This window comes from Janthinobacterium sp. GW822-FHT07A03, assembly GCF_058798815.1.
This window is the reverse complement of record NZ_JBXAKW010000008.1, coordinates 1-22,426: the sequence shown is the minus strand read 5'-3', so window position 1 is coordinate 22,426 and position 22,426 is coordinate 1. Positions and strand designations below refer to the sequence as shown.

At 66.6% G+C, this 22,426-nt stretch carries 14 protein-coding genes and 1 tRNA gene; 6 read left to right on the top strand and 9 right to left on the bottom strand.

All coding sequences use genetic code 11. The features are described from left to right. Window positions 1-19 precede the first annotated feature (19 nt). The 4 genes from AC1RJW_RS21860 to AC1RJW_RS21845 all read left to right on the top strand — a co-directional run bounded on the left by AC1RJW_RS21860 (window position 20) and on the right by AC1RJW_RS21845 (window position 11,839). Window positions 20-7,096 carry a hypothetical protein gene (locus AC1RJW_RS21860; RefSeq protein WP_493046837.1) on the top strand — a complete coding sequence of 2,359 codons (7,077 nt, stop codon included), beginning with the start codon at window positions 20-22 and terminating at the stop codon, window positions 7,094-7,096. Window positions 7,097-7,276: 180 nt separating this feature from the next. Beyond that, entirely contained in the window at window positions 7,277-8,500 is a 1,224-nt protein-coding gene (locus tag AC1RJW_RS21855; RefSeq protein ID WP_493046836.1) for a TolC family protein, read from the top strand. A 28-nt stretch (window positions 8,501-8,528) separates the two neighbouring features. Continuing rightward, on the top strand, window positions 8,529-10,673 hold the full coding sequence (locus AC1RJW_RS21850; RefSeq protein ID WP_493046835.1) for an ATP-binding cassette domain-containing protein: 2,145 nt from the start codon (window positions 8,529-8,531) through the stop codon (window positions 10,671-10,673). Then, the gene (locus AC1RJW_RS21845) at window positions 10,670-11,839 is read left to right on the top strand and encodes an HlyD family type I secretion periplasmic adaptor subunit (RefSeq protein WP_493046834.1); all 1,170 of its coding nucleotides are present in this window, start codon (window positions 10,670-10,672) and stop codon (window positions 11,837-11,839) included. The genes AC1RJW_RS21850 and AC1RJW_RS21845 overlap by 4 nt, the downstream gene beginning before the upstream one ends. A 12-nt stretch (window positions 11,840-11,851) precedes the next feature. Here the strand turns inward: AC1RJW_RS21845 and udk are convergent, their stop codons facing one another. The 8 genes from udk to rnr form a co-directional block, all read right to left on the bottom strand. Next, on the bottom strand, window positions 11,852-12,496 hold the full coding sequence (gene udk, locus AC1RJW_RS21840) for a uridine kinase (protein ID WP_493046833.1): 645 nt from the start codon (window positions 12,494-12,496) through the stop codon (window positions 11,852-11,854). A 131-nt stretch (window positions 12,497-12,627) separates the two neighbouring features. Beyond that, window positions 12,628-12,978, bottom strand: coding sequence for a VOC family protein (locus tag AC1RJW_RS21835; RefSeq protein WP_493046832.1), 351 nt, complete (start codon window positions 12,976-12,978; stop codon window positions 12,628-12,630). A gap of 179 nt (window positions 12,979-13,157) precedes the next feature. Beyond that, entirely contained in the window at window positions 13,158-13,697 is a 540-nt protein-coding gene (locus tag AC1RJW_RS21830; RefSeq protein WP_493046831.1) for a hypothetical protein, read from the bottom strand. Window positions 13,698-13,781: 84 nt separating this feature from the next. Further along, the gene (locus tag AC1RJW_RS21825) at window positions 13,782-14,285 is read right to left on the bottom strand and encodes a DUF2199 domain-containing protein (protein WP_493046830.1); all 504 of its coding nucleotides are present in this window, start codon (window positions 14,283-14,285) and stop codon (window positions 13,782-13,784) included. Window positions 14,286-14,298: 13 nt separating this feature from the next. After that, on the bottom strand, window positions 14,299-14,997 hold the full coding sequence (locus AC1RJW_RS21820) for a YceH family protein (protein ID WP_493046829.1): 699 nt from the start codon (window positions 14,995-14,997) through the stop codon (window positions 14,299-14,301). Window positions 14,998-15,007: 10 nt separating this feature from the next. Further along, a complete protein-coding gene (gene cysE / locus AC1RJW_RS21815; protein ID WP_230540977.1) occupies window positions 15,008-15,757 on the bottom strand; it encodes a serine O-acetyltransferase in 750 nt (249 codons plus the stop codon). 192 nt (window positions 15,758-15,949) lie between these two features. Then, the gene (rlmB, locus tag AC1RJW_RS21810; RefSeq protein WP_034784003.1) at window positions 15,950-16,693 is read right to left on the bottom strand and encodes a 23S rRNA (guanosine(2251)-2'-O)-methyltransferase RlmB; all 744 of its coding nucleotides are present in this window, start codon (window positions 16,691-16,693) and stop codon (window positions 15,950-15,952) included. A gap of 3 nt (window positions 16,694-16,696) precedes the next feature. Continuing rightward, window positions 16,697-19,267 carry a ribonuclease R gene (gene rnr, locus AC1RJW_RS21805; protein ID WP_493046828.1) on the bottom strand — a complete coding sequence of 857 codons (2,571 nt, stop codon included), beginning with the start codon at window positions 19,265-19,267 and terminating at the stop codon, window positions 16,697-16,699. Window positions 19,268-19,654: 387 nt separating this feature from the next. Between rnr and AC1RJW_RS21800 the strand changes: the two genes are divergently transcribed. Next, window positions 19,655-19,739, top strand: a tRNA-Leu gene (locus tag AC1RJW_RS21800). 235 nt (window positions 19,740-19,974) lie between these two features. Beyond that, window positions 19,975-22,158: a heparinase II/III domain-containing protein gene (locus AC1RJW_RS21795; RefSeq protein ID WP_493046827.1), complete on the top strand. Its 2,184-nt coding sequence runs from the start codon at window positions 19,975-19,977 to the stop codon at window positions 22,156-22,158. A 50-nt stretch (window positions 22,159-22,208) separates the two neighbouring features. On the opposite strand, the gene AC1RJW_RS21790 is transcribed toward AC1RJW_RS21795, so the two are convergent. Next, a partial coding sequence (locus AC1RJW_RS21790) for a hypothetical protein (protein ID WP_493046826.1) occupies window positions 22,209-22,426 on the bottom strand: 218 nt, incomplete at its 5' end.

Here is a 22,426-nt window from a genome sequence, read left to right as displayed (position 1 = left end):
CTTTTCCGGAGATTTTCAAATGGCCACCACCCCAAATCCAGCACAAGTTCCCGTCAATGCCGAAGGCGCTGGCGCCAAGATCGCGACGCCCGCAAAAAAAGCCGTCGACCCGAAAACCGGCGAGCGCAAGCAGTATGACGAAGATGAACTGCTCAAAGGGGCCGATGCCAGCGCGACCATGCCGCCTGAAAATGTCGTGGAAGTCACGGGCAGCGCCGATAACGGCAATGCCGCCGCCCTGGGCACGGCCGCGGCCGTGGCAGCAGCGGCCCTGGCCGCCGGTGGCAGTGGCGCGGCCGCAGGCCAGGCCGGCAACGCTGGCGCCGACCTCGGCACGCCGCAAAGCGATAACAATGGCGGCGCCGCAGGCGCTGCGGGCACAGGTGCGGGCGCCGCCGGCATCCCCAGCGGCAGTGTGGTGGATGTCGCCGGGGCATCGGCGGGCGCCGGCGCGGGTGCGGGCGCTGCGGGCGGGCTGGGCGGATTGGGCGTGCTGGGTGCGCTCGGCGGCCTTGGCCTGGTCGCCGCCGCGGCAGGTGGCGGCGGAGGCGGAGGCGCCGCTGCTGGCGGTTCCGGCACGGGCGGTACGGGAACCGGAGGCACGGGCACGGGCGGTACGGGTGGCACAGGCACGGGAGGAACGGGCACGGGCGGCACCGGTGGCACGGGCACGGGAGGAACGGGTACTGGCGGTACCGGTGGCACGGGCGGCTCGACCGGCGGACAGGGTGGCACGGGGAATCAGTCCAGCACCACCGTCGTGACCGACGCCGCCGTGCTGGCCGCCGCCGCGGCCGCGGCGGCCGCCGCCAATGCCCAGGCCGATGACGCCGCCGCTGCCGCGGCGGCAGCCACGGCAGCAGCGTCGCTGGCCGCTGCGAATGCGGCCATCCTGGCCGACCAGCTGGCGGCGCAAGCCGCCGCTGCCGCGGCAGCAGCCTTGCTCGCCGCCAATAGCGCCACCAGCGACGACACGCTGGCGGCCAGCACGGCCGCCGCCGTGCCCGCCGCGCAGGCCGCCGCCAGTGCCGCCACGAATGACGATAACGCGGCGGCCGCCGCCGCCGCCGCTGCCGCCTTGTCGCAGGCCGCCACCACGTCGGCGCAAAATGACGATGCGGCTGCCGCCACGGCTGCCGCCAACGCCGCCGCCGCGCACGCCGCCGCCGATGCGGCACAAACGCAGGCGGACCAGACCAACGCCCCGGCATTGCAAGCCATCGCCGATGCGGCCGACGTCGTCGCCAACGCAGCCAACACCCAGGCAGCGCTGACCGATGCCGCGGCGCTGGCCGTCATCTCGGCCAATGATGCCGCCGCTGCCGCTGCCGCCACGGCGCTGGCCAATGCCACGGACGCCGCCGCACTGGACCTGGCGGCAAGCGCCGCCGCCAATGCCGCCGTCGCGGCCGGCATCCAGGCCAGCCTGACCGATGCCGCCGCCCTGGCCCTCATTTCAGATGCGGATGCCGCCAATGCCGCCGCCGCGGCCAGCCTGGCCGCCGCCACCGATGCCGCCGCCCTGGCTGCCGCATCGAACGCCGCCGCCACCGCGGCAGCAAATGCGGCGGCAGACGCCAATGCCAGCGACGCCGCGGCACTGGGCATCGCAGCCACCGCCGCCGTGAATGCGGCCGCCGCGGCCGGAACGCAAGCGGGCCTCACCGACGCCGTCGCCTTGAGCATGGCAGCGGACGCCGCCGCCGGCGTTGCCGCCTGGGACGCCTCGATCGCCAACGCCACCGACGCCGTCGCCCTGCAAGCGGCCGCCGATGCCGCCGCGACGAATGCCGCCAATGCACAGACGCAAGCGAACATGACGGATGCGCCCACCTTGGGCCTGATCGCCGACGCCGCCACTGCCGCGTCGAATGCCGCACAACTCCAGGCCGGCTTGACGGATGCGGCCGCACTGGCCCTGATTTCCGATGCCGACGCTGCCGCAGCAGCCGCCGCCGCATTGGCCGCCAGCAGCGATGCCGCCGCACTCGACGCCGCCGCGGCCCTTGCCGTCACGGCCGCGGCGAATGCCGTCGTCACCGCCGGCCTGAGCGACGCGGCCGCCCTGCAAATCACGGCCGATGCGGCCGCCAGCACGTTCGCCGGCGCCGCCACGCAAGCGGCATTGACGGACGCCGCCGCCCTGCAGGTGATTTCCGACGCCGATGCCGCCGCCGCGCTGGCCGCGCAAACGACGGCCAACCAGACGGATGCCGCGGCCCTGGCTGCCGCCGACGCGGCCGCCGCCAGCGACGCCGCCAATGCCCAGACAGTAGCCGACCAGACCGATGTCGTCGCCCTGCAGCAAGCGGCCGACCAGGCCGATGCCGACGCGGTGGCCGCCAATGCGCAAGCCAGTCTGCTGGACGTCAATGTCGCCCTGAATGCCTTCAATCTGGCCAACCTCGCCGCCCTGGCGGCCAGCGTCACGGCCGGCCAGACCAGCGTGATCGACCTGACGGCCACCGTCAATGCCTTGCAGCTCGATGCCGACAATGCCGACATCACCGCCGGCCTGACGGATGCCGCCATCCTTGCCGGCGTCTCCGCCGCCGATGCGCTGGCGGCCGCTGCTGCGCAAGTCACCGCCGACCTGACCGACGCCGGAGCACTCATCAGCACGGCGGCCGCTGCCGTCTCGGCGGCGGAAACGGCCGCCCTGCTGGGCGGGATCGATATTTCGGCCGTCAGTGCTGCGGCCGCGGCACAGGCCGCCGCCGCGACTGCCGCCGCCACGGCAGCGCTGACCGACGCCGGTGTGCTGGGCATCATTTCCACGACCGATGCCGCCGCTGCAACTGCCGCACAGACGGCTGTCACCACCCTGACGGCCGCCAATACGCTGGCGCAAAACGCCTTGACCACGGCACAATTTGTTGCCAACCAGACCGACGCCGTGGCCCTGGGCCTGGTCTCGTCCACCGCCGATGCGGCCGCAGCCGCGGCCATCACGACCGCCGGTCAGACCGATGCCATCGCACTGAGCCTCATTTCGAACGCCGATGCGCTGGCCGCCACCTCCGCCGCCAACCTGGCGGCGCTGACGGATGCCACGGCGCTGGGACTCATTTCCACGGCCGACGCGACCACCGCCACCGCCTTGCAGGCAACGGCCAACCTGACCGATGCCGCCGCCTTGGGCCTGCTCGCCACGGCCGCCGCGGCCGCCGCCAATACGGCAACGAATGTTGCCAACCTGACCGATGCCGTGGCCCTGGGCACGCTCTCTGCAGCAGCCACCGCCGCCGCCAATACGGCTGCCGCCACCGCCGCGCTGACCGACGCCACGGCCTTGGGCCTGGTTGCCACGGCCGATGCGGCGCTGGCCGCCACGGCGCAAACGACGGCCAACCTCACCGACGCCGTGGCGCTGGGCCTCGTGTCGACGGCCGCCAATACGGCCGCCAGCGCTGCTGCCGCCGTTGCCAACCTGACCGATGCGGTTGCACTGGGCACCGTCTCGACGGCTGCCACGGCCGCCGCCAACACGGCTGCCGCCACCGCCGCGCTGACCGACGCCGTCGCTCTGGGACTGACGGCGACCGTCGATGCGGCCGCCGCCACCGCCGCGCAAACCACGGCCAACCTGACGGACGCCGTCGCCCTGGGCCTGGTCGCGACCGTCAATGCCACGGCCGCCACGGCCGCCGCCACCGTCGCCGGCCTCACCGACGCCGTCCTCCTGGGCACGGCCCACACGCTCGACGTCACGGCCGCCACCGTGGCCGCCACCAAGGCCGCCCTGACGGATGCCGCCGCGCTCACCACAGTAGCCAACAACGACGCCGCGAATGCCGCCGCCCTGGCCGCGTATTCGGCCGCTCATCCGCTCGACCTGGTGGCGGCGCTGGCGGCCACCGTCGCCGCCACCACGGCCGGCTTGTCGCACACCGCCGCGCTGGCGGCACAAGCCGATGATGCGGCTGCCGCCTCGACGGCAGCGACGGCGGCAGCTTCCCTGACCGCCCTGAACAATGCAATCGCGGCCGACAATGCCGCCACCGCCGCCGCCACCCTGGCCCTGACCTCGCAGGCGGCAGCCACGGCGGCGCAGCTGGACGATACGCTCGCGGCGACCGCCGCCGGCGTGGCCGCCACCTCGCTGGCAGCGGCCCAGGCTGCGCAAGCGGCCGATACCGCCGCCGCCGCGACGGCAGCGACGGCCGCCAATGCCCTGGCGGCCCTGAATGCGGCCTTGCAGGCGGATGCGAATGCGGCAGCCACGGCCGCGGCAGCCGTGACGGCAAGCGCGGCCACTGCCGCCGCCGTCGCCGACGATCTGGCAGCCGCCACGGCGGCCACCGTCGCCAACGTCTCGCAAGCGGCCGCGCAAGCGGCGCAACTGGCCGACAGTGCCGCCGCCAGCACCGCCACCATCGCCGCCAACGCGCTCGCTTCCCTGAACGCGGCCCTGGCCGACGATGCGGCGGCCGCTGCGGCCGTGCTGAACTCCACCAATGCCACGGCCGCCGCAGTTGCCGCTACCGCCGCCGATACGGCTGCCGCTGCTGCTGCCGCCTTGGCCGCCATCTCGGCCGCCGCCACGCAGCATGCGCAAGCGGACGATATCGCCGCCGCTGCCGCCGCCCTCACGGCATCCATCTCGCTGGCAGCCACGCAGGCAGCCCAGGCCGCCGATCTCGCCGTCAGCACGACCGCGGCAACGGCAGCGAGCGCGCTGGCCGCGCTGAACCAGGCCCTGGCAGACGACAACGCCGCCAGCGCCGCAGCGACAGCAGCCAGCAACGCGCAAGCAGCGCTGAATACCGCCACGACCACACTCAACGCGGCGATATTGACGGCCAACGCCTCGCTCGCTGCCACCAATGCCGCCTTGGCCGACGACGCCACCGCGGCAAGCACGGCGGCAACTGCGGCAGCGGCTCAGCTCATTGCGGACGCCGCGCTGGTGGCCGATGCAGCCCTGGCGGCGCTTGCCACGGCGGCCAACAATGCACTGAACGCCGCCAGCGCAGCCCTGGCCGCCGACGATGCCGCCGCCAATGCCGCGCACACGGCCGCCCTCTCGGCGGCGGCCACCCTGGCGGCGCAGCTGGCCGACACGGCGGCCCTCAACGCCCATGCCGCGCTCAACGCGGCCATTGCCAACCTGAACGCCGCCGTGACGGCCGATGTCAACGCCACGGATGCGGACAATGACAGGACGCTGAAACTGAACCTCCTTCTCTCCGCCCAGAGTGCGGCCGATGCCGCGGCCCAGGCCAATGCCAATGCGGCAGCCGCCCACGCGGCGCTGGCGGCGGCCCAGGCCGACGATGCAGCCGCCGCCACCGCGGCAGCCAATGCGACGGCCGCGCATACGGCGGCCGTCGCAGCGCAAAATGCCGATGCCGCCGCGGCAGCTGCGGCAGCGCAAGCGGCCATTTCCATGGCCGCCACCCTCAATGCCCAGGCGGACGACGCCACCGCGGCAGCGGCTGCCATAGCCGCCGCCAATGCGCAGCTGGCGCTGGACGCGGCCCTGGCCGCCGACGCCAACGTCGCCGCCACCGCGGCCGCGGCAGCGGCCGCCCAGCTGGCGGCGCAAAACGCGCATGACGCCGATGCTGCGGCAGCGGCAGCGACCGTCGCGGCAGCCATCACCCTGGCAGCCACGCAGGCAGCGCAAGCCGATGACGCGGCAGCCGCGCTGGCAGCGGCCAACGCGGCCAACGCCCAGGCCGCGCACAACGCCGCCGTCGCCGACGACCAGGCGGCGGCCGATGCCGCCGCCACCGCGGCGCTCGCGCAAGCGGCAGCCACGGCCGCCGCAGCGGCCGACGCCACGGCAACCGCCAGCGCCGCCGCAGCGGCAGCGGCGCTGCTCGCAGCCCAGGCGGCGCAGGCCGACGACACGGCAGCCAATCAGGCCGCGGCCAATGCCGCCGCCGCCACCGCCGCGCACACGGCCGCCGTCGCAGCCGATGCCCTGGCCGTGAGCACGGCGGCAACGGCTGCCAGCGCACTGGCAGCGGCCACCGCGGCGCAGAACGACGACGACGCGGCCGCGGCGGCTGCCGCCCAGGCCGCCGCTTCGCTGGCCCTGACGCAGCAGGCACAGGCCGACGATGCGGCTGCGGCGGCTGCCACGCTCAACGCCAACAATGCGGCGGCAGCCGCGCTGGCCGCGCATGCCGACGATGCAGCGGCGTCACTGGCACAGGCGCAGGCAGCCGCTTCCCTGCTGGCCCTGCAAGCGGCGCAGGCAGACGATGCCGCCGCCGCCAGCGCGGCGGCGGCTGCGGCGCAGGCACATGCCAACGCGAACGCCGCATATGCCGATGACGCGGCGGCGGCACAGGCCCAGGCCGATGCACAGGCAGCCGACGTCACCCTGGCGCAAGCGAACGCCATCGCCGCGCAAACCGACGCCAATGCCCTGGCCGTCGTGGCGACGACGGACGCGGCCCACGCCGCCGCCGCGCAAGCGCTGGCCGACCAGACCGATGCCGTGGCGCTCACGCAGGCCGCCGATGCGGCAGCGGCGGCGGCGCTGGCGGCGGCCCATACAGCGGACCTGACGGACGCCAACGCCCTGCACCTGGCAGCCGATGCGGCAGCAGCCGCCGCCCTGCAGGCGCAGGCGCAGGCGGACCTGACGGACGCCAGCTCGCTGACGGTGGCGGCGAACGCCGATGCCGCGGCGGCGGCTGCTGCCCAGGCCCACGCCGACCTGACGGACGCGAGCCAGTTGTTCGTGCTCAGCCAGAACGCCCTGCACAATCCGCTGACGGTGGCCGACTTCAGCACGGGCCTGCCGGCCGCCGGCGGCGACGTGATCGACATGTCGGCCATCGCCCACCTGACGGCGTCGGTGGCCGTGGGCGTCAACGTGGGCACGGACTTCAGCAACAACAACCTGTTCATCTTCGACGGCACGTCCGTGTCGATCGGCGCGGCGGCCAGCGCCATCGCGGCCGACAACAGCGTCTTGTCGGGACAGGGTTACATCGTCATCGCCGATGCGCAAAACAGCGGCGCCGTGACGGTGTATCACTCGAGTGACCTGAGCAACGCCAATGCCATCGACACGGCGCTGGTGCTGCTCAGCGGCGTGAACATCACGCAGCTGACGGCAGCCAACTTCGTGGTCTGACGGCGTGGTCCCACGCCAGGCGCCGCGCCTGGCACGGCAGCGGGAGCGTGCAGCAGCGCGCTCCCGCCCATACCTTGAAATGCGTCAGGCCATGGGCCGGAAAAATACGGGATGAGATTACGCGGTTTCCCAGCATTGTTTTTACTGCCACGTGGCGCGGCCTTGCTGGCGGCCATTGCCATGGCATCCATCAGTTCCTTCGCCCATGCCCAGGGTGCCACGGCCTGGAGTTTCGACCAGGTCTTGCAGCAGGCGCTGCAAAGCCATCCCGCCGTGCAGGGCAAGCGCTCGGCGCAGGCGGCCGCGCGCGCCGACCTCGATGGCGCGCAGTGGCAGCGCTTCCCCAGCCTGTCGGCCGAAGTCCCCACGGGTTCCCGGGAGACGGGCGGCGTGGTGCGCATCGAGCAGCCCCTGTGGAGCGGCGGGCGCATCGACGCCGGCATCGATGCCGCCGGCAGCCGGGTCGACGCGGCCGGCGCGGCCATCGAGGAAGAACGCCTGGCCCTCTCGCTGCGCGTGATCGCCGCCTACACCGAGGCGTTGCGCCAGACGGCCCGCGTGCGCTCGGCAGAAGAAGGCCTGGCCGAGCACCAGCGTCTGCTGGACATGATCAAGCGCCGCGTGGTGCAGTCGGTCAGCTCGCAAACGGACCAGCGCCTGGCCGAATCGCGCGCCTACCAGGCGGCCAACGACGTATCGAACGCGCGCCAGGCGCAGGAAAACGCGCTGGCGCAGCTGTCGCAACTGGCCGGCAAACCGGTGCGCCTGGTCACCGGCGCGGGCATCGGCGTGGGCGAGCCCTTGCCCGACGCCAGCCTGGAGCGGGTCATGCGCCAGGCCATCGACTACTCCCCCACCCTGCACCGCCTCGATTTCGAGGCGCAGGCCGCCGATTCCGAGATCACCCTGCAGCGCTCGGCCTACATGCCGAAAGTCGTGCTGCGCATGGAAAAGCCTACGGGCGGCATGAATGCCGACAACCGCACGCGCGCCATGCTGGTGCTGCAGGCGCAGCCGGGCGCCGGCCTGTCGGCCAAGGCCGGCGTGGACGCCGCCGTGGCCCGGCGCGAAGGCGCGCGCGCGGCGCACGATGCGGCCGAGCGCGACGTGCGCGAGCGCTTCACGCTGGACTGGAACGAGGCCGAGGCGAGCCGCCAGCGCCTGGGCAATGCGGGCGAGGCCAGCACCACCTCGACACAGGTATTCGAATCGTATGCACGCCAGTACGTGATCGGCCGCAAGAGCTGGAACGATGTGCTCAACGCCGTGCGCGAAGCAACCCAGGCGCAGTTTTCGCTGGAAGACATGCGCGCGCAGGCGATTGCCGCCAGCCTGCGCCTGGCCGCGCAAACAGGCACCCTGGCCGGGCGCACGGCGCCGGCAGGCATGGCACGCACGAATTGACACCGACATGATGCACACAGGAGACAGCGTGGATACCTCCATCAAACATGGCTTGCTGACACTCATCGAGCGAGCCGCCCGTCTGACGGGCCAGCACCTGGCTGCCGCACGCCTGGCCGACCTGCAGCGCCAGCTCGACGACGTCGATGACAGCGGCGCGCCCGCCATGGTCCTGACCGCCATCTGGCAGGCGGCCGGCCTGGAAGGCGCGGCGCGCCCGCTGCACGAGCCGACGCCAGGCGAGCTGCCGTTTGCCGTCTACAGCGCCAGCACGGGCTGGGGCTTGCTGCAGTCGCGCGGCACCGACGGCGCCTGGCGCGGCGAAGGCATCGACGGCCGCGCCTTGCAGCTCGAATCGCTGGCAGGCCTGGCTTGCGTGGGACTGCCGCGCCGCAGCGAAAAAAGCGGCGCCCGCCCCGGCGCCCTGGGGCTGGTGCGCAACGCCCTGTGGCTGAAGAAAAGCGTGTTTGTCGACGCCGTGCTGGCCACCGCGCTGGTGACCCTGCTGACCATGGCCACCTCGCTGTTTTCCATGCAGGTGTACGACCGCGTGATCCCGAACCAGAGCTTCAGCACGCTGTGGGTGCTGGTGGTGGGCGTGGCCCTGTCGATCGGCCTGGAATTCATCCTCAAGCAGGTGCGCAGCCGCATCGTCGACCACTCGTGCAATGACGTCGACCATGAATTGTCCGAGTGGTTTTTCCAGCGCATGCTGGGCATCCGCATGGAGGCGCGCCCCGCCTCCGTCGGCACCCTGGCGGCGCAGGTAAAAGGCTTTGAAATGGTGCGCGGCGTGCTCACGTCGACATCGCTGTTCGTGCTCACGGACGTGCCCTTCGCGCTGATTTTCCTCGCCATGATCACCATCATCGGCGGCTGGCTGGTGGTGGTGCCGCTGGTAGCGCTGCCGCTGGCCCTCGTGTGCGGCCTGATGTTCCAGCGCGCCATCCAGAGCCATACGCGCAAGAACCTCAACGCCAGCAACCGCAAGGCCGGCTTGCTGGTGGAAGCCGTCGACGGCGTCGAAACGCTCAAGGGCAGCAGCGCAGAATGGATGATGCAGGCGCGCTGGGCCGAACTGGTGGCCGAGAGCAGCCACGCGGAGCAGAATATCCGCGACTATGCGGCCCTGTCGCAAAACATCACGGCCGCCTTCCAGCAGCTGACCAACGTGGCGCTGATCTCCATGGGCGCCTGGTTCGTGGCCGAAAACCAGATGACCATGGGCGCGCTGATGGCGTGCACCATCATCAGCAACCGCGCCCTGATGCCCATCGTGCAGCTGCCCGCCGTGATGGTGCAGTGGGCGCATGCGCGCGCCTCGATCGACGGCCTGGAACAGGTCATCAGCCTGCCCAACGAAGCCGACAACGCGCAGTTCGCGCTGACGCCGCGCAGCCTCGATACGGGCTTGCGCTTCGAACGCATCCGCTTTACGTATGGCGGCGCGCAAAAGGTGGCGCTGGAAGTGGAAAGCCTGGCCATCCATCCCGGCGAACGGCTCGGCCTGGTGGGCGCCATCGGCTCGGGCAAGAGCACCCTGCTGAAACTGGCCTCGGGCCTGTACCAGCCGGCCGAAGGCAAGGTCTACCTGGGCGACGTCGACATGGCCCTGCTGGCGCCGGCCGTGGTGCGCGAAATGGTCGGCTACCTGCCGCAGGAAACGCGGCTGTTCAGCGGCACCCTGCGCGACAACCTGTTATTGGGGCTGGCCGACCCGGGCGAGGAAGCGATCCTGGCGGCGGCCAGGCGCACGGGCCTGATCGAGCTGATACTGGGCCAGCCACGGGGACTGGCGCTGGCCATTACCGAGGGCGGACGGGGCGTGTCGGGCGGCCAGCGGCAATTGATCGCCGTCACGCGCCTGCTGCTGGCCAAGCCGCGCATCTGGCTGCTCGACGAGCCGACGGGCGCCATGGATGCGAAGACGGAAGCGCGCATCGTGGGCTTATTGGGCGAACTGGCGGCCGAAGGCGTGACCATGGTCGCCACCACGCACAAGAACGCCCTGCTGCCCCTGCTGGACCGTCTGGTGGTGCTGCAAGCGGGCAGGATACTGCTGGACGGCCCGCGCGACGTTGTCCTGGCCAAGCTGTCGGGCAAGCCGCAGGCCGTGCCCAGTCTCGCAACGGCGCCGGTGGCCACGCCCGCGCCGCAAGGAGCCGTCGCATGAAACTGGCCAAGGTCGAAACGAAGGAAGAAGCAAAGCGCGGCCGGGTGCTGATCTGGAGCTGCACGGCGGCGCTGGCGGGCGTCATCGCCTGGGCGTCGTGGGCGGAGCTGGACCAGGTCACGCGCGCCAACGGCCAGGTGATCGCCAGTTCGCGCAACCAGATCATCCAGGTGGCTGACGGCGGCGTGCTGGCCGAACTGCGCGTGCATGAAGGCAGCGTCGTGAAAAAGGGCGAATTGCTGGCCCGTTTCGACCGCACGCGGGCCGAGACGAGCTACCTGGAAAGCACGGCCAAGGCGGCCGGGCTGAAGGCGGCCGTGGCGCGCCTGCAGGCCGAGGTGTTTGGCGGCGCGCCGAAGTTCCCGCCCGAACTGCAGGCGTTTCCGGAATTTCGCGCCAACCAGCTGGCCCTGTTCAGCAAGCGCCAGGGCGCCGTGCAGGCGGAAGTAAGCTCGCTGGACAGCGCCATGAAGCTGATCAAGGAGGAGCTGGAAATGAATCTGCCGCTGCTGGAAACGGGGGACGTGAGCCGCGCCGAGGTGCTGAAACTGCGGCGGCAGGTGGTCGACATCCAGGCGCAGATCACCAACCGGCGCAACAAATACCTGCAAGACAGCCAAACGGACCTGGTGAAAGCCCAGGAAGACCTGGCCGGCGTGCTGCAGACGGTGACGCAGCGCAAGGAGCAGCTGGGTTCCACCGACATTTACGCGCCCACGGACGGCATCGTGCGCAACGTGCGGCTTACCACCCTGGGCGGCGTGGCCAAGCCGGGCGAGGAAATCCTGCAGATCGTGCCGACGGACGATGACCTGATCATCGAGGCGAAAGTGAAACCGGCCGACATCGCCTTCATCAAGCCGGGCCTGCCCACGGCCGTGAAACTCGACGCCTACGACTACGGCATCTACGGGCGCCTGCGCGGCACCGTCAGCTACATCAGCGCCGACACCCTGAGCGAGGATAACAAGGGCAACGAACAGCCCTACTACCGCGTGCAGATCAAGACCAGCGGGCGCAATCTGATGGGCAAGAATGGCGAGCCGATCCTGATTCAGCCCGGCATGACGGCCACCGTGGAAATCAACACGGGCCGCAAGACGGTCCTGCGCTACCTGACGAAACCGATCACCAAGACGTTTTCAGAGTCAATGGGGGAGCGCTGAAGCAGCCTGCTTTTAGCCGGCCGGCTTCAGGCGGCCGATGACGCTGGCCACCTTGGCCGTGATCATGTCGACCGCGGGACCGTTGGCGCCATGCGGCAAAATCACATCGGCATTGCGCTTGGTGGGTTCGATGAATTGCTTGTGCATGGGGCGTACCGTTTCCAGATACTGCTCGATGACGCTTTCCACGGAACGGCCGCGTTCCGTGATATCGCGTTGCATGCGGCGGATGAAGCGCACGTCGGAGGCCGTATCGACAAAGATCTTCAGCGACATCATGTCGCGCAAGTCTTCGTCATACAGGGCAAACAGGCCTTCGATGACGATCACCGGCGCCGGCTTGACGGGAATGGTCCTGCTGGAACGATTGTGCAGCGTGAAGTCGTACTCCGGCATCTCGATCGCCTCGCCATTGCGCAAGGCCTGGATGTGCTGCACCAGCAAGGGCCACTCGAACGCCTGCGGATGGTCGTAATTCTGCTGGCGCCGGACTTCCGGGGAGAGATGGGTTTGGTCGCAGTAGTAATCGTCCTGCATCACGACCGAGACCATGTCGGCGCCGAACGACGCCAGCACCTGCTGTGATACGGTTGACTTGCCACTGCCGCTTCCGCCAGCGACACCAATGATAAACGGTTGGAAGGAAATATTATTCATGCCGAATGATACCGGAAACGGGGCCGGATCGACAGGGACCGCTTGATCCACGGCAACCCGCAGCCCCGTGATGCCAGCCTGATACTTGCCACTGGGCGCTTGCCTGCGGCCGGCTGCCGTTGATACCCCGCCTACGTGTGCGACAGAATATTGATGAGCTTGCCGAAGGGGTCACGCACGAAAAACCGCCTGACGCCCCAGGGTTCATCGACAGGCCCATACTCAATGGGAAACCCGGCTCCGGCCATTCTTTCAAATGCCGTATCCACGTCATCGACTTCAATGGAAAGGTCTGGCACTGCAGTGTTCGAGCCGCCTTCCGTGGCGAAGCTCACCTGAACGCCCATCTGGGTTTGCGAACCGTACGTCATGATCCAGCCATGGTCCATTAACAGGCTTAGCCCCAGCACGTCCTCGTAAAAGGTGCGTGCCCGCGCCGGATCCGGCGCGGGAAAATTGGCAACGATACGCATGACTTGCATATTTTCCCTCAATGCCAAGATGAAAACATTCAGCCTGCCCTTCCCATTTCCGCGCCTGGCCGTCCGCAGACATTGTCCCACCGATCCACCTTGAATTGCAACAAAGGCAAACTTCAGCCGCGCGGGCATCCGCTATCGCTTACGGAGGCCCACGGGCGGCAGGCGGATTGCCCGGCAGCTCAGCGTTTTTCCTTATTGATCAGTTGCAGAAGCTTGAACGCTTCGTGCTCGATCGCCGGCTCAGCCTCCGCAAGCTCCTTGCTGGCCTGGACATAGGCGGCGCGCTTGCGCTCCTTCTTTTCTTCCGGCGGCACTGCCGGCGTCATGCCCGGCATGATGAGCTGCGCACCGGAGTTGTACTTCTTGTAGATCACCTGCTTGCCGTAGGAGGTGTTATAAAAGCGCGTCATCTCGATCGCCGTATCGGCGGAAATTGCGCGCGTCAGCGCAGGCGCCAGGCGCTGGCAAATCTCCGCAGGCGGAATCTTGTCCAGTTTGGCCAGCACTGCCTGCTTCTGGCTTTCGGCAGGATAGCGGCTACGGGCGGCGACGCCCTTGAGCACCTTTTCAATCTGCATCGCGCCAAGCAGATCCTGCACGGCTTTAAGGTGTGCCGGGCTGGATACCCCGGACTGCGCCGCGGGCGCCGTGGCAGCGGCAAATGCGGGGGCGACACAGATCAGCGATAGACCCAGTACGATTCGGATTGCAAATTTCATGAATTTCCTTTGAATGAGGATGGATACGCCATATGCGCGCCGCATAAGAATGACAGTTTGTGATGGCGGCACGAGGCGGGCTTGTCACGCGCCATGCACGAGCCGCGCATACAGCTCGGCCACCCGCTCGGCCGTGATGCCGTCGCGCTGCTCCACGGCCAGCGGATGGCCGGTCGGCTCCAGCTCGAGGTAGGGCCGCAGGCCGTCGTCGCGCAGGTGCACGCGGGTTTTCAGGTTCAGGGTAGCCGGATACACGGGCAGCTGCGTGCTGAGCCAGCCGAAGAAGGGGCCGATGTGCGCGCGCCTGGCGTCATTGAAACAGGCATCCCACGCGTCGAAGCTCTCGCTGCTCAGCGACACCCACACGCCCCAGCTGAATGGTTCATCCGAGCCATGCACGGGGATGTCGATGGTGGCGCGCACGAAGCAGTGTTCTTCGTCGACGATGCAGGCGTCGCTGTCGAGCTGGCAACGCGTTTCGCGCTCGGCGGGCGCCATCTGCTCGTACAGCCACGGCGCATCGGCGCCGAAGCTGGGCATGCCCGTGTGGGTCTCCCCGCAGGCGCGGCACAGGAAGGAAAAACTCATGCGTGAAGACCGCTTATTCGAACTGCTTGCGGAACGCCTCGAACTGCGCCGCCAGGCCATCGAAGTCGCTGCGCAATTGCAGTACTTCCTGTTCCAACTGGGCCACGCGGCTGCCCTGCTGCGGCGCGCTGACGGCGCCGGCGTAACCTGCCGCCGTCTCGATCTGCGCCAGCGCTTCCTCGCCGCCCAGCAGGTGGCCGTAGCGCGGTTCCTTGGCGCCGGGGGCGACGGCCAGTTTCGCCACCAGCGGCGGGTATTTGTCGATCAAAAATTGCAGGCAGGATTCCACTTCCGCCACGGACTTGAATTCATGCACGCGGCCGCTGCGGCTGCGGATTTCGCCCGCCGTCTGCAAGCCGCGCAGCATCAAGATCGTCAGGATGGCCAGCTTGTCCTGTTCCAGCGACCACTTGATGCGCATGCGGTGCTCGTACTTGGCGACCCGCGCGCCCGCCTGCGTGATGCCGTTGACGAATTTGCGCTGCATCAAGCGCTGCAGCACGTCATACACGGTTTCCTCGGAAAGGGCCATGACGGGGTCGCGGCTCGACAACTGGTTGCAGCCGTTCGTCAGGGCGTTGAGCGAGAGCGGATAGCTGTCCGGCGTCAGCGCTTCCTTTTCGGCCAGCACGGCCAGCACGCGGATCTCGAAGGGGGCGAGCAGATTCGGATTGTCATTGCTTTTTTCGCCTGCCGTCACATCAGTGTTCATGCCTGTATCCTTAATCAACCAGCTTGTTCATTTGCTCGGAGTCGAATTTATCACATTCAGGCACGCCCTGGCAGCAGATGCCCGCCGCCTTCAGGGTGGCGAGGATGGTTTCGATGCGCTGTTCCTGCGCCACGGCGTGCGTGATCAGGCCTTGCAGGGCTTTCGACAGCGGGTCGTCGCCGTTGGGTGTCACGCCATACGCGGCAAACAGATGCGCCGTGCTGCCTTCGCGCAGGGCGCTGACATCCTTTTGCACGATGTGCGCCGGGTTGCCGACGGCCGTCGCGCCGGAGGGCACGGGTTTGAGCAGCACGGCGTTCGACCCCACCTTGGCGTACTCGCCTACGGTAAAACTGCCCAGCACCTGGGCGCCGGCGCCGACGATGACGCCCCGCTCCAGGGTCGGATGGCGTTTGCTGCCGCTGTGCAGCGAGGTGCCGCCCAGGGTCACGCCCTGGTAGATGGTGCAGTCGTCGCCGACGACGGCCGTCTCGCCGATCACCACGCCGAAGCCATGGTCGATGAAGACGCGCCGGCCGATGACGGCGCCGGGATGGATCTCGATGCCCGTGATGATGCGGGCGATATACGAGATGAAGCGCCCCACCCATTTCATGCGCCGCGTCCAGCACCAGTGCGCCCAGCCGTGCATGACGATGGCGTGCAGGCCCGGATAACAGGTCAGCACCTCCCAGCCATTGCGGGCGGCCGGGTCACGTTCAATGATGCTGTTGATATCTTCGCGCAGGTGGTGGAACATAATGAAAATGGATAAGGTGGAATGCAAATGGTAGCGTATTCGGCGGCGTGCTGCCGGAGAGGCAGATAAACAACCGCCGCCTCAAGGGCGGCGGCTTATCAAAGAAGCGCTACAAAACGTTCAGGGCAAGGCGCATTGCCGAAGACAGTACGCAAGTACGGCGAGGCAATGCAACGCCGCCCTGGACGTTTTTTAGCCTTCTTTCGCGATGCGCTGGCGGCGGGCTTCGTACAGACACACGCCCGATGCCACGGACACGTTCAGGCTCTCGACGGAGCCGAACATCGGGATGCTGACGAGGATGTCGCAGGTATCGCGCGTCAAACGGCGCATGCCTTCGCCTTCGGAACCCATGACGAGGGCCGTCGGACCCGTGAAATCGGCTTCGTACAAGCCTTTTTCGCCGTCGTCCGAGGTACCGATCAGCCAGATGCCGCGCTCTTTCAGTTCGCGCATGGTGCGCGCCAGGTTCGTCACGGTGATGTACGGGACGGTTTCGGCGGCGCCGCTGGCGACCTTGGCGGCCGTGGCGTTGAGGCCCACGGCGCGGTCCTTCGGCACGATGACGGCATGTGCACCGACGCCGTCGGCCACGCGCAGGCAGGCGCCCAGGTTGTGCGGGTCGGTGATGCCGTCGAGAATCAACAGCAGCGGCGGACCGTCGATGGCATCCAACAGCTCATCGAGATTGCGCGCCAGCGACAATTGCGAGGCAAACGCGATCACGCCCTGGTGGCGGCGCGTGCCGACGATTTTATCGAGACGCGACGAATCAACGGGCATGACACGCACGTTGGCTGCCTTGGCGGCGGCGATCATGTCCTTCATGCGGCCGTCGACGCGGCTGGCATCGACGAAAATTTCTTCCACGGACGACGCTTCATGACGCAGACGCGAGGTGACGGCGTGGAAGCCGAAAATCATTTTATTCTTCATTATTTATCGTTTCTTCTTGCTTGTTTTTGATACAGATACAGTTTTTGCTGCTCGTGGTGCCGCCGCAGCGGGTGCCGCGGCTGGTTTCTTGCCGCCCTTCGGCGCAGCTGCCTTGGGAGCTGCCGCCTTGGGGGCTTCCTTCAGGGCTGCCTTGGCTTGCGCCTTGGCGGCAGGCTTGGCGCCGTTGGAACGGCCGCCGGAACCATTGCCGGGTTTGCCGCCGTTGTTGCCGCCGGCTTTGATCTCATGGCGCTGCTCGGTCGCAGGACCGGGCTTGACCATCGATTTCTTCTCGCCCTTGCGCTTGCCGCCGCCGTTCGGCTTGGCTGGCGCTTCTTCGCCCGCCAGTTCCGCATCGGTGACCAGGCGCAGGTCGATCTTGCGCGTTTCCAGGTCGACTCGCGCCACTTGCACCGTCAGACGGTCCGTCAATTGATAACGCTTGCCCGTGCGTTCGCCGCGCAATTCATGGCGCGCATCGTCGTACTGGAAGTAGTCGGTACCCAGCTCGGTGACGTGCACCAGGCCTTCGACAAACAGGGTGTCCAATTGCACGAAGACGCCGAAGGTGGTCACGCCGGTGATCGTGCCGGTAAACTCTTCGCCCAATTTGTCCTGCATGAAGTAGCACTTCAGCCAGGCTTCCACGTCGCGCGACGCTTCGTCGGCGCGGCGCTCGTTGGCCGAGCAATGCACGCCCAGCGCGTCCCAGATGGTCAAATCGGTCTTCTTCGGCTTGCCGTCGGCCTTGTCCTTGGCCTGCTGCTTGCGCGTGGCGTTCGATACGTTGGTGTTCAGCACGACCTTGTCGGACAGCTTCGGCTCGTATTTCTTGCCTTGCAAAATGGCCTTGATGGCGCGGTGCGTCAGCAGGTCGGGATAGCGGCGGATCGGGCTGGTGAAGTGGGCATACGCCTCATAGGCCAGGCCGAAGTGGCCGATATTGTCCGGGCTGTAGACGGCTTGCTGCATCGAACGCAGCAGCATCGTTTGCAGCAGGGCCGCGTCGGGACGCAGCTTGATCTGCTGCATCAGGGTCTGGTAATCGGATGCCGATGGCGTGTCGCCGCCCGTCAGGTTCAAGCCAACCTGTTTCAGGAAGGTGCGCACTTGCGTGAGCTTTTCCTTGGTCGGGCTGGCGTGGATGCGGTAGGTGCCTGGGTGCTTGTTACGCAGCAACAAATCAGCCGCGCAGACGTTGGCCGCCAGCATGCACTCTTCGATGATCTTGTGCGCTTCGTTGCGCGTGCGGGGGATGATCTTTTCGATCTTGCCCGCGCTATTGCAGACGATATACGTTTCCGTCGTCTCGAAATCGATGGCGCCCCGCTCCGTGCGTGCCTTCAGCAAGGCGCGGTAGACGGCTTCCAGGTTTTGCAGGTGCGGCAGGATGTCCGCGCGGCGTGCCGCTTCGGGTCCCTTGGTGTTGCCCAGCACGGCAGCGACTTCGTCGTACGTCAGGCGCGCAGCCGAGTGGATGACCGCCGGGTAGAACTGGTAGGCCTTCAGTTCGCCCTTGTCGCTGACGACGGCGTCGCAGACGAGGGTCAAACGGTCGACGGCCGGGTTCAGCGAGCACAGGCCGTTCGACAGCTTTTCCGGCAGCATCGGGATCACGCGGCGCGGGAAGTAGACGGACGTGCTGCGTTCGAGCGCGTCGATATCGAGCGCGTCGTTCGGCTTCACGTAATGGCTGACGTCGGCAATCGCCACGATCAGGCGGAAGCAGTTGGCGCGGCCAATCTTGACAGGTTCGCAATACACGGCATCGTCGAAATCGCGCGCATCCTCGCCGTCGATGGTTACCAATGGCACATCGCGCAGGTCGACACGGTCTTTCAGGTCGGCGGCGCGCACTTCGAACGGCAGTTTTTCAGCTTGCTTGAGGGCGGCGGCGGAGAAGATGTGCGGCACGTTGAATTTACGTACGGCAATCTCGATTTCCATGCCGGGGTCATCCAGGGCACCGAGCACTTCGACGATCTTGCCGACCGGCTGCTTGAAGCGCATCGGTTGCTCGGTCAGCTCGACGCTGACGATCTGGCCGGCCTTCGCCTTGCCCACCGAACCGGTGACGAGGATGTCCTGGCCGATGCGCTGATCTTCCGGCGCCACGACCCAGGTGCCGTTTTCCTGGATCAGGCGGCCGATGACGTGGGTATTGGCGCGGTAGGTGACTTCGACGATCGTGCCTTCCGGGCGGCCGCGGCGGTCCGTGCCGACGATGCGGGCCATGACCTTGTCGCCATGCAGTACTTTCTGCATTTCTTTCTCGGGCAGGAACAGGTCGGCGCTGGCGTCGTCGGGGATGACGAAACCGAAGCCGTCGCGGTGGCTCATGACGCGACCGGCGACGAGCGCGCTCTGGTCGGCCAGGCTGAAAACACCGCTGGCGTCAGACTTCAGCTGGCCGTCGCGCTCCATCGCCTTCAGGCGACGGACCAGGACATCCATGGAATCGGCATGCACTTGCAGCGTTTTCCCGAGAGACTGTGGGTCGAGAGGCGCGCTGACGCTGCGGAATATGCCGAGAATGTCCTCCCGGCTGGGGATGGTGTGGGTATTTTGGCTCAAAAGTATTTCTATAGTTGTTATTGACAGTGATCAAACGGAAGACAAAGACCGATGACATCACCGTCAATATTGACACGGTGATGTCCGGTAGTGTACCGGAGGACGCCTTGGTTTGCCTAACGGACAGCGTAGCGGAAACCGAACAAGTGCCCCGCCGATGAAAAAAAGGAGAAAAGCTGCGCAATGCATTTGACTTCGGCAAATATTGCTCTATAATCTCGGTCTCTTGCAGCGACAAACCTTCACGGGAATGCAGTTGCAGGAAAGCGGTACAGGGTTGATGTGCAGTATGGAGCGAAAGCTCATCTGGCGCAAAACTCTTCAAGCCGTTATAATAGCAGAATTGTTGCGAAGTTATTTTGCGACAAGTAATAAAGCAGCATCAGTGCCCACGTGGCGGAATTGGTAGACGCGCATGGTTCAGGTCCATGTGCCTTCGGGTGTAGGGGTTCGAGTCCCTTCGTGGGCACCATTACCTAATTCGCAAAAAAGCCGCAAACTTTCACGAGTTTGCGGCTTTTTTCATTTCCGCAGCACGGCACCAACCTGCCTCGAGCAATTGCCAAAAAAAGAACATTTTTACTCCATTCAATAGTATATTGACATCTCCCCATGCCACGCATCACGCGTGACTGGCAACGGCATTACGGAGAGAAGTCATGACATGCAGGCCAGGCAAACACCAACGGATTCTTTTCAACAGCTTTATGGCATTGAGCCTCGGCGCTGGCGCCAGCCAGGCGGCGGACTGGGTAAGCACCCGCTCCAGCAGCCCTGAAATCGTCAAACCGGCACCGGAACAAGTGAAATTGCAGGTGCAAAATCCGCCGTCCTTTGCCTGGCCGCGCCATGCCAGCTATCCGGCGCAATATATCGTGGAGATTTTGCCGGTTGGCGGCACCGCGAGCAGCCTTACCGTCTCGCGCAATTTCCTGCTGCCATCGAGCGCACTGCCGCCCGGCGAGTATGAATGGCGCGTAAGCCCGCTTTCCACGTCCCGCGACTGGTCCGACAAGCGCCCATTTACCATCAACAGCAATTCACGCAATTTTGTCGTTCCCGAATCGTCCGATATGGCGGCCACCGTGCGGGCCCACCCGCGCCCGCGCCAGTTGCCAGCCTCCTTCGCGCAAGCGAGCGCCTGGGATGCCGCCATGGAGATCAAACGGCGCCCCTTCCTGAGCCGCCTCGTTAGCGAAGTCAATCTGAATACCACGGCCGTGGCCAGCGTCAACGATGGCATGTGGACCACGCCCAACGATGGCGGCCAGTACAGCCACATCGCCAATGCCGCCGGCGCCGTGATCCGGCAAATGGAAGCGGCCGCCTTGCTATTTCGCCTGACACAGGAACGGAGGTATCTGGATGAAGCCATACTGCGCGGCGACCAGCTGGCCGCGCTGAGCCCGGATGGACCCACCAGTTATAAAGCGCAGGACCAGGTGGCGCGCATGATTGCCCTGGTACTTGCCAAGGGGGCCGACTTCCTGTGGCTGGATCTGGATGCGCCCCGCCGCGCGCACTGGCTGTCGGTCGCTGCGCAGCGGCTGACGCCCATTTACGCGGATCTGTCCATCGCCGGCGGACGCCTGGACCAGTCCCCCATGGACTCGCACGGCGTCGAGGCACTCGGCTACCTTGCCGCCGCCTCAACCCTGCTGCTCGACGCCAGGCCGGAAGCGCAAGCCTGGTTCGACTTTGCCGTGCGCTCGTACATGCATATCGTCCACGTCTGGAGCGGCCCGGAAGGCGGCTTTGCCAACGGCTCGGCGTATGGCCAGTACACCACCGATATACAGTTGCAACTATGGCAGCCGCTGGCCGAAGCCACCGGCGTCAACCTGTTCAACAAACCGTGGGCGGCCGGCTTTTCTGACTATTTCATGCAGTTCATCCCACCGAACGCACCCCGCCACGTCTTCGGCGATGTCCACGAAAGCAAGCCGGACCCGGCACTCCTGAAGGCGTATGTGGCACGGCAAGCCACGCCAGCGGCCGCCTGGTACAGCAGCCAGCCGGGCGCGCAGGAAAGTCCCATCACCCTGCTGCAAGCGCCCTACCCGCTGCCTGCCGACACGGTCGCGCCCGAAGCACCGCCCAACGCCATGCTCTTTCCCAGCATTGGCTGGGCAGCCATGCACAGCGACATGAGCAACGCCGCCCGCACTTCCGTCTACTTCAAATCGAGTCCGTTCGGCGCCTTCAATCACAGCCACGGCGATCAAAACAGCCTGGTCATCAACAGCGGCGGCAAGCCACTGCTGATCGAAGCCGGCTACCAGGACTACTACGCATCGCCGCTGTCGCAAAGCTGGTACCGCCAGTCGCGCGCCCACAACGCCATCACATTTGATGGCGGGAAAGGCCAATTCATCGCCGGCCACTACGAGATGCGCTACAAAAACGGCAAGATCACGGCATTCATGCATGGCACGGACCTCGACTACGTGGAAGGCGATGCCAGTGCCGCCTACAGCAACGACTTGAGCCTGGCCAAGCGCCAAATATGGTATTCGCGCTCGAACGACGTGGTGGTGGTGCTCGACAAGCTGAACTCCGCAACGGCCCGCACTTTCGAATGGAACATGCATGCGCTCAACACCCTGTACCTGTATCCGAATGGCCGGGCCAGCATAGAAAATGGCACGGCTTCACTTTGCCTGCAATCATTACGGCCAGACGAGGAACAATTATCCAGCTTCAACGCCCCCAATCCGCCGCAGGAGGCAAGCCAGCAGCACGCCGCCTACGTGAAGTCCACCCCGGCCATGGCGGCGGAGTTCCTGATCGTGCTCGATATCGGCTGCAAATCGGTGCCAACCTCCCTGCAGACAGTGCCTGGCGGACGCTTGCTGCAGATCGGCACACAAACCATCACCCTGCCGCAATAAGCGCCAAATGCCTGTTTTCGCTAAAAAAACAGGCAGATTTATCTTCCCTTTCATAGGGAAATGGCTTTTTTCAGGTGAAAAGGGTGTTTCTTGAAGAAAAGTGCAAAATGTTGATTGACCGAATGCGCGCCAGCCCTTATGATTTTGTCCTCGCTGCAGAACACGCAGCGACAAGCAGCAAGCAGTAACAATGCCCACGTGGCGGAATTGGTAGACGCGCATGGTTCAGGTCCATGTGCCTTCGGGTGTAGGGGTTCGAGTCCCTTCG